Origin of the sequence: Psychrobacter cibarius (assembly GCF_904845955.1) — a bacterium.
In the GTDB taxonomy this organism is placed as follows: Bacteria; Pseudomonadota; Gammaproteobacteria; order Pseudomonadales; family Moraxellaceae; genus Psychrobacter; species Psychrobacter cibarius_B.
Window position 1 is genome coordinate 333,358 of record NZ_CAJGYX010000003.1, and the last position, 13,009, is coordinate 346,366.

Consider the following 13,009-nt stretch of genomic DNA (forward strand, 5'->3'; position numbering starts at 1 on the left):
AGTGCTTTTTTTATTAATAGCAACAGTTAATAGCTAAAATTAACCGCCCAAACTCATCTTGGGACCAAACGGTTCGTAATGAACGCTATCAACACCGTGATCTAGCGTCACTAGCCCATCAATCATGCTTTCCATAAATGGCATCGAGCCACAGACATAAATATCAGCAGGCTTAGGTAATTGAGCAAGCCACGCCTCATCTAATAGTTGTCCCGACTCAAAATAGAAGACATGCTTCTCTACAGTCTCAGCCTTTTCTAACAGCGTCTCCACTTCAGTATTGAAAGCGTGATGCGCATCATTTTGGCAAGCATAAACCCAGATAATAGGTCGTTTTGGATTGGCTAATACTTGTGCCTCCAACATAGATAGCACAGGGGTTACACCAACACCAGCACTTATCAATACTAGCGGAATCTCATTTTGCTGTACCAAGTCTTGATTGAGCGCAAAGTCACCTGCTGGTGCCGATAATAAAACCGTGTCACCCACTTCTAATTGGTCGTGCATATAGTTAGAGACCAAACCATGATGCTCATTGCGATTGTCACGTCTGACCGCAAACTGAATGCCTGCATCAGTACTAGCAGAGTACAAAGAGTAATGACGTAGCGCAACATGGTCACTGTCTTTTGGATCTGTTTTCACCGTGATGTATTGACCTGCGGTTAAAGTCAATTTGCTCAGGTCGATCTCTTGATGACTTTCTGCATTATCCTTGGCTGGTACAACTGTAAAGGCCGCAATATCCGTAGCGGCTGCTACCTTTTTAATCACTACAAAAGGCGCAAAACCCTGCCACATCGCCTCCTCATACATGCCATGTTCAATCTGGATAAATACTGAGGCAATCTCATCATAAGCTTCAGTCCAAGCATCGATGATATCGTCATTGGCCGCCTCGCCCAGCACTTCCTTAATTGCACCGATTAAATGCTTACCAACAATAGGATAATGCTCAGGCAAAATCTGTAAAGCACGATGCTTGTGGCTGATTTGCGTGACTTGTGGTAATAACGTCGCCAATTTATCCAAGTGCTTAGCAGCGGCTAACACGGTCGTTGCCAGAGCCGTCTGTTGACGACCCAATTTTTGATTGGTTTCGTTAAATATGTCCAATAGCTCGGGATGCTCTTCAAACATATTTTTATAAAACACCGTGGTGATTGCCGTTCCATGCTCTTCAAGGACGGGAACAGTTGCGGTGACGATTTCTAAAGTCTTTGGTGAGGCCATACTGTCTCTCTTATTAGTACCAATTCCAAAACATATGAGGAGCGCTGTCAAACTCGTTTAGTCTACTGAATGTAGTACTTGCACGCGCTTTTTTGCTACTAAAATGATTGGAAATGGCATAAGTTCATTACATTGATTGGTTGATTCACATATGAAAAATGAAGTACTTAAATAAGCAACGACGACTGATTTTTACAAACGATTATCAAATTTTTCGCCGAACCAGTCAAAACGCCTCTATAAGATTCATTTAAAATGAATGTTATCATATTTTGCTACTTATACCAATGCCGTATGACTGCAAAACTGATTATTTTTGACAAAAAAGCAGCCGCTATGCTGTCATAACGGCTGCTTTTATCAAAAAATATGGGGATTAACAGGTTTTCTAAGTTAGGGCGTATCTTTATCCAAACGTCGAAATTAACGCGCTAGATAATTGGTCATCTCTTCTACCCCATGTAAGGTCATCGGATACATTTTATTGTCGAATAATTTCTTAATTTCAACGATGGTTTGGGTATATTGCCAGTATGCTGGATCCTCAGGATTGAGCCAAGCGACTTTATCGAAATGCGCGAGCACCCGCTTGAGCCAAACAATACCCGCCTCATTGTTCATATATTCAACGCTGCCACCAACTGTCATCAGCTCATATGGCGACATTGACGCATCACCGACGAAGATAACGCGATATTCACGACCGTATTTATTGAGCAGCTCAAAGGTAGGCATCGGCGCACTATGGCGTCGATTGTTATCCTTCCAAACATAATCATATAGACAATTATGAAAATAGAAAAACTCTAAGGTTTTAAATTCATTTCTAGCCGCTGAAAATAGCTTTTCTAAGGCCTCAACATGGACATCCATACTGCCGCCCACATCGAACAGCATTAGTACTTTGACGCGATTACGGCGCTCAGCTTGCATATGGATATCGAGCACACCTTTTTTGGCCGTGCGTTTAATAGTCTCATGAATGTCTAGCTCATCGGCGCTACCGGTACGAGCAAACTGGCGCAAGTTTCGTAGTGCCATTTGAATTTGACGGGTACCAAGCTGACTGTCATCATCAAGGTTGCGGTATTTACGCTGCTCCCAGACTTTAGCGGCGCTACGTTTACGCGATTCACCGCCAACGCGCACGCCTTCTGGATGGTCACCATAAGCCCCAAATGGCGATGTACCGCCTGTACCAACCCACTTACTACCGCCTTGATGACGCTCTTTTTGCTCTTTGAGACGCTCTTCAAGCGCTTTCATCAGCTCCTCTAACGAGCCGTATTTTTTCAGCAGTCGGCGCTGCTCTTCGGTTAGGTTTTTTGGATCAAGCTTTAAATCGAGCCATTCTTTAGGAATGTCCGTCAATTTAGCCAATAGCTCATCCATATCTAGACTGTCGACGCCTTCAAAATAATCTGCCATTGCTCGATCGAATTTATCAAAATGGCGCTCGTCTTTGACCATACAAAGCCGAATCAGCCGGTACATATCCTCACGACTGGCAAAGGTAGACAACTCTGGATTTTCAGGATGCGGCTGCATCATCAACCCTTGATCTAATGCGGCATTTAGGTCAAGCAGCTCACGCGTACTGACTGGCACACCATAAGTACGTAAGGTATAGAACAATTTGATAAACATAAGAGTCGCATCGCTTATTGGCTGATATGGTGACGAGTGAAGCCATTTTATTAGGGCGTGTCGTCATTTTGAAAATAGTCTGTTGCTTAACGACGCATGATATTAGCAAAGCGTTGCAACAAGCTCACATCGGCTTCATTTTTGAGCAGCGCGCCATATAATGGTGGAATAGACTTCTCACCGCGCAAGTTTTCTTCTAGCTCTGCTTGCGCCATATCATCAGCCAGTAGCAACGTTAACCAATCGACCAATTCTGAGGTTGATGGTGGCTTTTTCAGCCCTTGGACATTACGCAGCTTATAAAAAATATCCAGCGCATCATTGACCAGTTTTTCTTGGATATTAGGGAAATGCACGTCAATGATTTGACGCATGGTTTCTTCTTCTGGGAAGTCAATATAATGGAAGAAGCAACGACGCAAGAAAGCATCTGGCAACTCTTTTTCATTGTTTGAGGTGATAATAACCACAGGACGCTGTGCAGCAGTGATGGTCTCGCCTGTCTCATAGACATAAAAAGACATTTTATCAAGCTCATGCAGCAAGTCATTTGGGAACTCGATATCAGCTTTATCAATTTCATCAATCAATAATACACTGCGCTCGTTACTGGTAAATGCCTCCCATAGCTTACCGGGCTTGATATAGTTGCCAATCTCATACACCTTATCATCACCCAGTTGCGAGTCACGCAAGCGCGATACGGCATCGTACTCATACAACCCTTGCTCCGCTTTAGTGGTTGACTTGATGTGCCACGTAATCAGCGGCATCCCTAAGCTTTCAGCGACCTCCTCCGCCAATAATGTCTTACCAGTACCTGGCTCGCCTTTAATTAATAGTGGTTTTTGTAACGTTATCGCGGCGTTGACCGCCAACTGCAAATCGTCAGTGGCAATATAATTTTGCGTACCAGTAAAGCTTTTTTTCGTTTTATCAGTCGTGCTCATAATCAAATCTCAGTTATTGTTATAGATTAGGGCTATCAAGAGCCAGAAAAGAATTAAAGGCAATTGATAGCAAATAAATAATCATTTAGATTAGCACAGCATGATTGATTGCCAAAATACTCATGCGTTCGCAGTTGTTGAAGAACAATAGATACCTTGAACGCCCTTTGACGGTTGGTCGGCACAGTTATAAAACGTTTTTTCATAAAAAAAGACACGCATGGTGTCTTTTTTATGGTGCTTTTCATTCACAGTATTTTTATTGATAACGTCTTTTATGTAGCCACCATAAACCCAAAGCACAGATCCAATCATCGCTAGCAAGATTTTGATATCACTTTACTGATGTTACTTTACTACTTATCAAGCTTTTCCATATTAGGCTTTTTAGCTAAACTGCTGTCTTTTTTTAAGCTAACGTCTGCTTTAGGATTAGCCGCTAAAGGCGTTTTATTAGACGGTTCAGCAACAGTGGCTTGATCGGTTAAAGTCTTGCCTTCTGTCAAATAATTGCCAGTCGTCAGCTGCATGGTCGCTTGTGTATCTTCTGCAGTACGACTGCGCGCTTTGTCTAGACTTGACTCAAAAGCACCGCGAATAAGCTGCCAGACGAAGCCAACAAACAAGCCAACCACTAACACCACGAGTATCGGCAGCATATTGGTAATCGCGCCAGCCGTGTCTTTCATCATAATCGCATAAACCACGGCGATACTAGCGGAGGCAATCACACTTGGATCGCCAAGGGCAGTACCTGGTGCCAATAACACAGCAAACAATATCATCCAACTCATACCGCCCAACGGCCGCGGCAGCATACGAGCGACCAGCAACCACAATACCAACACAATAACGACACCACCCAGATACGCATACATCGGTAAGTCTGCGGGTGGCACGTCTTTTACCAGCTGTCCCCACCAAATAGCAATTTCGCCGAGAATATCACTAATGGCTTCCAGCGGTAAGCTGTTTATAATACCTTTTAACCAGTCCATGCGTGTGTAGTTACCTGCGTTTATAAATTGTGCAGCGCGTTTACGCGCTTAACGATAGACAGTGTGCTGTTTCAACGAACCATAATATCGAATACATTATCGTCAAAAGCAATTAAGACATAAGCACTTGAAACACGACCTTTTGCCTCGCCACGTATTTTTTGTCTTGTCACTCATATAGCCTGCTAGTTTATCACGACTTTCTACCAAAATGCATGAGCGCAAATGTGTCGTAAACTTTTTCTTGCTGGCTGTCATGCAACATAGCCAAAAGAGGCTCCTTAAAAACTCACTTCAAAAATACCCATTAATCATAAATATTGTCTTGTGCTTCACGCGCACGTAATTCCGCTTGGCGGCGCATCACATCTTGCGGTGGCATTTGTACAAAATACCCTTGCGACTGTAATTTTGCCAGTACCTCTTCTTTGTCAACGCGCGCAAGCGTCGGTGTATTGGCTAAGTCCAAGTGCATCACAAATTTACTGCGCCCTAAACTGGCACGGAAATCTTTTGGTAATACGCCAAGCCAATCTTTAAGCTCATCGGTATCGTCAGGATAATCAGGACGGGCAATATAAACATACATATCGTTATGTTTGGGGAATTTATAAATATCACAATGCATAATAATGACCTATCAGAAACTATCGCCATAGATTAGCATATTTTGGGTGAATATCAGTAGTCGCTTTACGTTTTACGATGGGCATTCATGCTAAATTGACTACTACCTACCAAACGTAAAACGCTTTACTTATCGATACGGTATTGATTATTCTCACAAAAAATCATTTTTGCCAAAATTATTCACTTTAATCGCGTAGATGACTTGTAAAAGCGCGGTGAACCTTTCATAATAAAAGCGTTTTTCAGGAGAGAGTCTTGAACACAATATCAGGTGCGCTCATATTAATGAGCTGGCGCTGATAATTGCTACTTGACCACCGAAGGCGCATCCACCCTGCCAATCGCTCAGGTAAAAGGACTGAAAAACACATGTCACGACTGTTTCGCTGTCTACCATCAATTGCGTAGCACACCCAAACATAAGGCATAACAAATCTGGAGAGCGGTAAGGACGGACGACGCCTTACCCACCGAAGGGGAGAAAATGCGACATCATTTAATTTGGTTTTTTAAAGCTGGTGCTTTTAAAAACGTGAAATGATGGTTCGTGTTGAAAATCTCAGGTTACAGGACAGATAGGGCTTTTGCTTAAACCGACGTTCAGCGTCTGTTTGGCGGATTGCGCTATTTTTCTGTGCTACCCTTGGTTGCAATGTTTGCACCTTGCAATATTGCTTCTCGCTACTATGATAAGGCACATCAGCCCTCATACTTTGATACTTGTTTTTACGACTGGTTATCGAATGCAGCTGATGTCCACATAAGGATTTGTTATGACCACTACTCAAGATAACACTGCTCAAAGCGCCAACACTTCAGCCCCTAAACGCACACCTCTTTATCAGTCTCACGTTGATAGTGACGGCAAGCTGGTGGATTTTTCTGGTTGGGAATTACCAATTCATTATGGTTCGCAAATCGAAGAGCACGAAGCGGTACGTACTGATGCTGGTATGTTTGATGTCTCACATATGGTCGTCGCTGATGTCAAAGGTAGCGATACCAAAGCATGGCTACAAAAGCTACTGGCCAATGATGTCGATAAACTCAAAACCGTCGGTAAAGCGCTATATTCTGGCATGCTCAACGAGAAGGGTGGCGTCATCGATGACTTAATCGTTTACTTGATGAATGAAGACGCTACTGAATACCGTATCGTCTCAAACGCTGCTACTCGTGATAAAGACATGGCGCAATTTGATAAAGTCGCCGAAGGTTTTGACATCAGCATCACTGAGCGTCCAGAGCTTGCGATGATAGCCGTGCAAGGACCAAACGCTGTTGAAAAACTCGCGCAAACCAAACCTAGCTGGGCAGATACTTTAGCTGGTCTTAAGCCTTTCGTTGGTGCTGATTTAACAGACATCGAAGGCGCAGATTGGTTCGTCGCTCGGACTGGCTATACCGGTGAAGATGGCGTCGAAGTCATCATGCATGGTGATGATGCACCAGCGTTTTTTGAACAATTAAAAGCCAATGGCATTAAACCTGCCGGTCTTGGCGCGCGTGATACCTTGCGTATGGAAGCTGGCATGAACCTCTATGGCCATGACATGGACGACAACGTCAGTCCTTACGAGTGCAACATGGGCTGGACACTCGCGTTAAAAGACGAGCGTGATTTTGTCGGTCGTGACGCTTTGGTCAGCAAGCGTCAACAGTCAAAAGACGATAGCTCTGCCATGAAGCAAGTTGGCTTGCTGCTAACGACACGCGGCGTATTGCGTGAAGGCATGACCGTCACCATCAATCAAGGCATGGATAATGAGCAAACTGGCATTATCACCAGTGGCACCTTCTCCCCTAGCCTAAAAAACTCAATTGCGATTGCCCGTGTGCCTGCCAGCGTATCAGATGATGATAGCGTTCAGGTCGATCTGCGCGGCAAAGGCAAGTTCGTTGATGTGCGTGTTCTTAAGCTACCGTTTGTCCGTAATGGCAAACAGCAGTTTGACTCGTAGGCATTATAAACCCTATTATTAACATCCACTATTTTTGTTAACCATCCTCTATCACTTAGGAGAGAGACCATGAGCAATATCCCAGCAGAACTAAAATACATCGCCAGCCACGAGTGGTTACGCTTAGAAGACGACGGTACTATCACTGTTGGTATCACTGACCATGCTCAAGACCTATTGGGTGACGTGGTGTTTGTTGAATTGCCAGACGTGGGCGACATCATCGCTGTTGATGACGAAATCTCTGTAGTTGAATCAGTAAAAGCTGCTTCTGACGTTTATGCCCCTATCTCAGGTGAAGTCGTTGCCATCAACGAAGCACTAGAAGACGATCCAGAAATCATCAACTCTGACCCGTATGGCGAAGGTTGGTTCTTTAGAATGAAGCCTGACAACATCGCTGACTACGAAGCGCTGCTAACCGCTGATGAGTACGAAAACGAGCTGTAATAGCATCTTCACTCTCTCGCTTAAAAGCGGTGTTTTATTTAAATGCCGCTACTTATAACCTTAAAAAACATAGCTCGTTATGACAGATATTGGCGTCAGCTGATATCTGTACGCTTTTTCTTAGAATGTTTATCGCTCAATTTATTGCTTCCAATCGCTATCTGATTTATTCATATCAATTACTTGTCAGGCGCTATTAAAGAGACGTACTCAATACTGCCCCAAGTTGATCACTTAATCTCCAGCATGGATTCTCATATGACCCCTGACACTGATAATCAAGCAAACGCTCAAGCAAGTTCTCAAGAAAAATTTGCAACGCCTGATAATACACCGCAGCTGCAAGCGTTTCGTGAGGTGGTTGAATCACGTCGTTCTGTCCGCCGCTTTACCGACACAAAGATACCTGATGATGTGTTAGCAGACTGTTTGCGTTTGGCCATGCTTGCGCCAAATTCTAGCAATCTACAGCCGTGGGAATTTTATGTGATTGATGATGCGGATAAGCGCAAACGCGCGGTGAAAAACTGCATGAATCAAAATGCAGCGAAAACCGCCGCTCGTTTAATCGCAGTCGTTGCTCGCACCGATGTGTGGCATGACCATGCCAAGCAAATATTGCGCGAATACCCTGATAAGCCAGTACCCAAAAAGGTCAAAGACTATTATACCAAAGTCGTTGCCATGGACTTCTTACGAGGACCTGCCAATGTGGTATCAGCGGCTAAATGGGGTGCGACTCAAGTGGTCAGACGGGTAAAAGGTCCGATTAAATCACCTTACTATACTTTTGAAGACACCAAAAACTGGGCAACCAACAATACTGCCCTTGCTGCTGAAAACCTAATGCTTGCACTACGCGCGCATGGCTTTGATAGCTGTCCGATGGGCGGTTTTGATGAGCCTGCCATGAAGCGCTTATTAAATTTAAGTGATGATCAACATATCATTATGATGATTGGTGCTGGCGAACGCGCTGATAATGGCATTTACAACAGCCAGTTCCGCTTTGATCAAAAGCAATTTGTTCATTACGTATAAAATCTTAAACCGTCATTAGTTATTATTACTATTTATTTTAGCCATCCCTTTATTACTCCCTTAACCAAGGATTGTCATGACTATCTCGCAAAACCCAACGTTTGATACCTTTAAAGGTTTATTCAACGAAGCTGAATTTGTCTATCGTCATCTAGGCTCTAATGAGACCAAGCAAGCTGACCTGCTCAGTGCCGTTGGTTATCAAGACATGGCGAGCTTCATCAACGATACCGTGCCTGAACCCGTGCGCTTGCATAAAGAGCTAGATTTGCCAGTGGCGATGAGTGAGCATGCCGCGCTTGCCAAATTGCGTACCATGGCAGATGACATCACTGTTAATAAGAGCTATATCGGACAAGGCTACTCGCCAGTACGTATGCCTGCGGTCATTCAGCGTAACGTCCTTGAAAATCCAGGCTGGTACACAGCTTATACGCCTTATCAGGCAGAGATTGCTCAAGGTCGTCTAGAAGCCTTGCTTAACTTCCAACAAGTATGTATTGATTTGACTGGTCTTGAGCTTGCTGGCGCGTCATTGCTTGATGAAGCAACCGCAGCCGCAGAAGCCATGGCAATGTCAAAGCGTGTCAGCAAAAGCAAATCGACGCAGTTTTTTGTTGATGACCGTATCTATCCACAAACCTTAGATGTTATTAATACCCGTGCCAAGTACTTTGGCTGGGAAGTGGTGGTTGGTGATTTTGAACTGGCTAAATCAGGCGATTATTTTGGTGCTCTCTTCCAATACGTCGGTGTTGAAGGCGATGTTAAAGACTTAACCGACGTCATCACTGCTGTGAAGAAAAACAAAACTTATGTGAGTGTCGTCAGTGACATCATGAGCTTGGTATTATTAAAATCACCAGCAGATATGGGCGCAGACGTCGCTTTAGGTAGCACGCAGCGTTTTGGTATTCCAATGGGCTTTGGTGGTCCACATGCCGCCTACTTTGCCTTCTCTGACAAAGCCAAGCGCTCAGCGCCTGGTCGTATCATCGGCGTCTCTAAAGATTCACAAGGCAATACTGCCCTACGTATGGCACTACAAACTCGTGAGCAGCATATCCGCCGCGAAAAAGCCAACTCAAACATCTGTACCTCACAAGTATTGCTCGCCAACCTAGCCGGTATGTATGCTGTTTATCATGGTCCAGGCGGCGTAAAGCGTATCGCGACTCGTATTCATGCATTTGCCACTGCCTTTGCTGATGTCATCAAAAATGCTAACGACAGCAACTTAAATGTCGTACATGACCAATTCTTTGACAGCGTCGTCGTTGATTGTGGATCAGAAAAACTGGCTACTCAAATTTTCGAAAATGCGGACAATGTAGGCTATAACTTATGGCGTCTTGGTGAAACCAAATTAAGCGTCGCGTTTAGTGAAACCAGCGATCAGCATGACTTTAATGTATTAACTCAACTGTTTGTCAGTAAAGCACATGACCTACCAGAAGACGCTCGTGTTTCTCTTGATAGTGCACACTTGCGTACTGACGCTATCTTGACGCATCCAGTATTTAACTCACATCATACCGAACATGAAATGCTGCGTTATTTAAAATCGCTTGAAGACAAAGATTTGGCAATGAACCGCAGCATGATTTCATTGGGTAGCTGTACCATGAAACTGAATGCCACCAGTGAGATGCTACCGATTACTTGGCCTGAATTTGCTAATGTGCATCCTTTTGCACCACGTGACCAAGTCACAGGCTACGTTGCCATGATTGATAGCTTGCAAGACCAGCTGAAAGCCATTACTGGTTTTGATGATGTGTCTATGCAGCCAAACTCTGGTGCTTCAGGTGAGTATGCTGGTCTGCTAGCGATTCGCCGTTATCACGAATCATTGGGTGAAACTGACCGTGATGTTTGTTTAATCCCTCAGTCAGCGCACGGTACCAACCCTGCGACAGCTATGATGATGGGTATGAAAGTAATCGTGGTCAAAACCGATGACAATGGTAACGTTGACATCGATGATCTAACTGCTAAGTGTGAAGAAAACAGCGCCAATCTAGGTGCATTGATGATTACTTATCCATCGACGCATGGCGTGTTTGAAGAAGGCATCCGTAAGATCTGTGACCTCATTCATAAACATGGCGGTCAAGTTTATATGGATGGTGCCAATATGAATGCACAGGTTGGCATGATGCAACCAGCTGACGTTGGCGCTGATGTATTGCACATGAACTTGCATAAAACCTTCTGCATCCCGCATGGCGGCGGCGGTCCAGGTATGGGCCCTATCGGCATGAAATCGCATTTAGCACCCTTTATGGCCAATCATACATTGAGCCCTGTGCATAATGCACAAAAAGACTGCTCGGCCGTATCGGCAGCCCCTTATGGTTCAGCAAGCATCCTACCAATTTCATGGATGTACATTGCCGTGATGGGTCGTGATGGTCTGCTAAAAGCAACTGAGCTTGCACTATTAAATGCTAACTATGTCGCTGCTCAATTAAAAGACCACTACCCTGTTCTTTATACGGGCAAAAACGGTCGCGTCGCGCACGAATGTATCATCGATATTCGTCCGTTGAAAGAAGAGACGGGCATCAGTGAAAGCGATATTGCTAAGCGCTTGATGGATTACGGTTTCCACTCACCAACGATGAGCTTCCCAGTTGCGGGTACCTTGATGATTGAACCAACTGAGTCTGAATCTAAAGAAGAATTAGATCGTTTCATCAGTGCTCTAAAATCTATCAAATACGAAGCAATGAAAGCCAAAGCTGGCGAAGAGGGTTGGACGTTAGAAGACAACCCACTGGTCAACGCACCGCATACCGCTGCGATGGTCACCAACAGCGAATGGACGCACCCATACAGCCGTGACACAGCAGCATTCCCACTGCCTTATATCCGCGCCCATAAGTTCTGGCCAAGCGTAGCACGTGTCGATGACGCTTATGGTGATAAGAACCTCATGTGTTCTTGCCCAAGTATCGAAAACTACATGTAGTTTTCAAATAAGTATGAACAGTTGATATAAAAATAAACCTCCAAGTCAGCAGCTGATTTGGAGGTTTTTATCTTGTATGTACTAGACCTCTTGCAAAAGTAGTTTCAAGACTCGAAGACTATAACTGAACCCTAAATATTTAAAAGATATGCCAAATATAGCCAAACTACTTGAACAGAGCGATGCAGGTTTTAAACGTTATACTGGCATCCACAAAGCCATCTTTGAGAAAATGCTAGAAGCCATGCAAGAGCATGAAGCTTCCAAGACCAAATCAGGTCGTCCAAGTGAACTTAGCTTAGAGGCGCAGATTTTACTCGCACTGACCTATTGGCGTGAATACCGAACCCTTTATCATATTGGTGTGGACTTCAACGTTCATGAGTCCTCTGCCAGTCGCATTGTCAGAAGAGTAGAAGACATCCTTATCCACTCAGGCAGATTTGATTTGCCACGAAAACTGCCACACGGTAAGCCTGAGGATATCAATTGGTCAGCAGTCATCATTGATGCCACCGAAACGCCCATTGAACGGCCAAAAAAACCAAAAACAGTACTACAGTGGAAAAAAGAAACAACATACCTTAAAAGCGCAAGTCATCGTACATTGGCAAACAGGACTGATATTGGATGTGCAAACCTGCAACGGTTCAGTACATGACTTTAGTCTTTATAAACAAACTTGTCCTGATTGGCTGCCTAAAAACACCAGCTATCTAGCAGACAGCGGTTATCAAGGTATAGCCAAGCTACACGATCAGACCTTTATCCCCTTTAAGAAACCAAAAGGCGGTGAGTTGCTAGCGCTTTGCAAACAGGCCAATCAATATTTGGCAAAATGTCGTATTCTGGTTGAGCATAAAATAGGGCTGATTAAGCTATTCAAAATTGTGGCTGAACGCTACCGTAATCGACGTCAACGTTATGATTTAAGAATGAAGCTGTTCGCAGGACTGGTAAATCTTGAGCTTAATATCTGACTTTTGCAAGAGGTCTACTTTATCTGACTTGTTATGCTCTTAGCATGGTTAACTCTAAATAAAACAAAAGATGATCAGAATAGCCTGTTACTAATATATATTTTCCTTGCTTGCTGTGCGACTTCGTCACTGTAGATGCTAC

Annotated in this window: 10 protein-coding genes, 1 pseudogene and 2 riboswitches; of the genes and pseudogenes, 6 read left to right on the forward strand and 5 right to left on the reverse strand. The window is 44.1% G+C overall.

Annotated elements, in window-relative coordinates; all coding sequences use genetic code 11:
- Positions 1-39: 39 nt before the first annotated feature.
- The 5 genes from JMV76_RS08140 to JMV76_RS08160 all read right to left on the reverse strand — a co-directional run bounded on the left by JMV76_RS08140 (position 40) and on the right by JMV76_RS08160 (position 5,459).
- Positions 40-1,236 (reverse strand): globin domain-containing protein, encoded by a 1,197-nt coding sequence (locus JMV76_RS08140; protein ID WP_201502300.1) that lies wholly within the window; start codon positions 1,234-1,236, stop codon positions 40-42.
- Between the two features lie 423 nt (positions 1,237-1,659).
- Positions 1,660-2,883 carry a vWA domain-containing protein gene (locus JMV76_RS08145; protein WP_201502301.1) on the reverse strand — a complete coding sequence of 408 codons (1,224 nt, stop codon included), beginning with the start codon at positions 2,881-2,883 and terminating at the stop codon, positions 1,660-1,662.
- Positions 2,884-2,969: 86 nt separating this feature from the next.
- Positions 2,970-3,833, reverse strand: a complete 864-nt coding sequence (locus JMV76_RS08150) for an AAA family ATPase (RefSeq protein ID WP_201502302.1) — start codon at positions 3,831-3,833, stop codon at positions 2,970-2,972.
- 356 nt (positions 3,834-4,189) lie between these two features.
- Positions 4,190-4,831 (reverse strand): hypothetical protein, encoded by a 642-nt coding sequence (locus tag JMV76_RS08155; protein WP_201502303.1) that lies wholly within the window; start codon positions 4,829-4,831, stop codon positions 4,190-4,192.
- Between the two features lie 307 nt (positions 4,832-5,138).
- A complete protein-coding gene (locus JMV76_RS08160) occupies positions 5,139-5,459 on the reverse strand; it encodes a YcgL domain-containing protein (protein ID WP_198330511.1) in 321 nt (106 codons plus the stop codon).
- A 235-nt stretch (positions 5,460-5,694) separates the two neighbouring features.
- A riboswitch (glycine riboswitch) is annotated at positions 5,695-5,832 on the forward strand.
- Positions 5,833-5,886: 54 nt separating this feature from the next.
- A riboswitch (glycine riboswitch) is annotated at positions 5,887-6,046 on the forward strand.
- A gap of 188 nt (positions 6,047-6,234) precedes the next feature.
- Between JMV76_RS08160 and gcvT the strand changes: the two genes are divergently transcribed.
- From gcvT to JMV76_RS08190, 6 genes and pseudogenes are all read left to right on the forward strand, one after another.
- Entirely contained in the window at positions 6,235-7,422 is a 1,188-nt protein-coding gene (gene gcvT, locus JMV76_RS08165) for a glycine cleavage system aminomethyltransferase GcvT (protein ID WP_201502304.1), read from the forward strand.
- A gap of 69 nt (positions 7,423-7,491) precedes the next feature.
- On the forward strand, positions 7,492-7,872 hold the full coding sequence (gene gcvH, locus JMV76_RS08170) for a glycine cleavage system protein GcvH (RefSeq protein WP_011280078.1): 381 nt from the start codon (positions 7,492-7,494) through the stop codon (positions 7,870-7,872).
- Between the two features lie 258 nt (positions 7,873-8,130).
- Positions 8,131-8,913: a nitroreductase family protein gene (locus JMV76_RS08175; RefSeq protein ID WP_201502305.1), complete on the forward strand. Its 783-nt coding sequence runs from the start codon at positions 8,131-8,133 to the stop codon at positions 8,911-8,913.
- Positions 8,914-8,989: 76 nt separating this feature from the next.
- Entirely contained in the window at positions 8,990-11,887 is a 2,898-nt protein-coding gene (gene gcvP / locus JMV76_RS08180; RefSeq protein ID WP_201502306.1) for an aminomethyl-transferring glycine dehydrogenase, read from the forward strand.
- Positions 11,888-12,131: 244 nt separating this feature from the next.
- Positions 12,132-12,317, forward strand: a pseudogene (locus JMV76_RS14830) (helix-turn-helix domain-containing protein); the annotation flags it as partial.
- Positions 12,318-12,396: 79 nt separating this feature from the next.
- The gene (locus JMV76_RS08190) at positions 12,397-12,867 is read left to right on the forward strand and encodes a transposase family protein (protein ID WP_227690170.1); all 471 of its coding nucleotides are present in this window, start codon (positions 12,397-12,399) and stop codon (positions 12,865-12,867) included.
- Positions 12,868-13,009 lie beyond the last annotated feature (142 nt).

What these genes read in the sequence shown, in the direction of transcription:
- gcvP (WP_201502306.1), top strand. Translation starts at nt 8,990, where the DNA reads ATGACTATCTCGCAAAACCCAACGTTTGATACCTTTAAAGGTTTATTC.
- gcvH (WP_011280078.1), top strand. Translation starts at nt 7,492, where the DNA reads ATGAGCAATATCCCAGCAGAACTAAAATACATCGCCAGCCACGAGTGG.
- JMV76_RS08160 (WP_198330511.1), bottom strand. Translation starts at nt 5,459, where the DNA reads ATGCATTGTGATATTTATAAATTCCCCAAACATAACGATATGTATGTT.
- JMV76_RS08175 (WP_201502305.1), top strand. Translation starts at nt 8,131, where the DNA reads ATGACCCCTGACACTGATAATCAAGCAAACGCTCAAGCAAGTTCTCAA.
- gcvT (WP_201502304.1), top strand. Translation starts at nt 6,235, where the DNA reads ATGACCACTACTCAAGATAACACTGCTCAAAGCGCCAACACTTCAGCC.
- JMV76_RS08145 (WP_201502301.1), bottom strand. Translation starts at nt 2,883, where the DNA reads ATGTTTATCAAATTGTTCTATACCTTACGTACTTATGGTGTGCCAGTC.
- JMV76_RS08190 (WP_227690170.1), top strand. Translation starts at nt 12,397, where the DNA reads ATGCCACCGAAACGCCCATTGAACGGCCAAAAAAACCAAAAACAGTAC.
- JMV76_RS08140 (WP_201502300.1), bottom strand. Translation starts at nt 1,236, where the DNA reads ATGGCCTCACCAAAGACTTTAGAAATCGTCACCGCAACTGTTCCCGTC.
- JMV76_RS08155 (WP_201502303.1), bottom strand. Translation starts at nt 4,831, where the DNA reads ATGGACTGGTTAAAAGGTATTATAAACAGCTTACCGCTGGAAGCCATT.
- JMV76_RS08150 (WP_201502302.1), bottom strand. Translation starts at nt 3,833, where the DNA reads ATGAGCACGACTGATAAAACGAAAAAAAGCTTTACTGGTACGCAAAAT.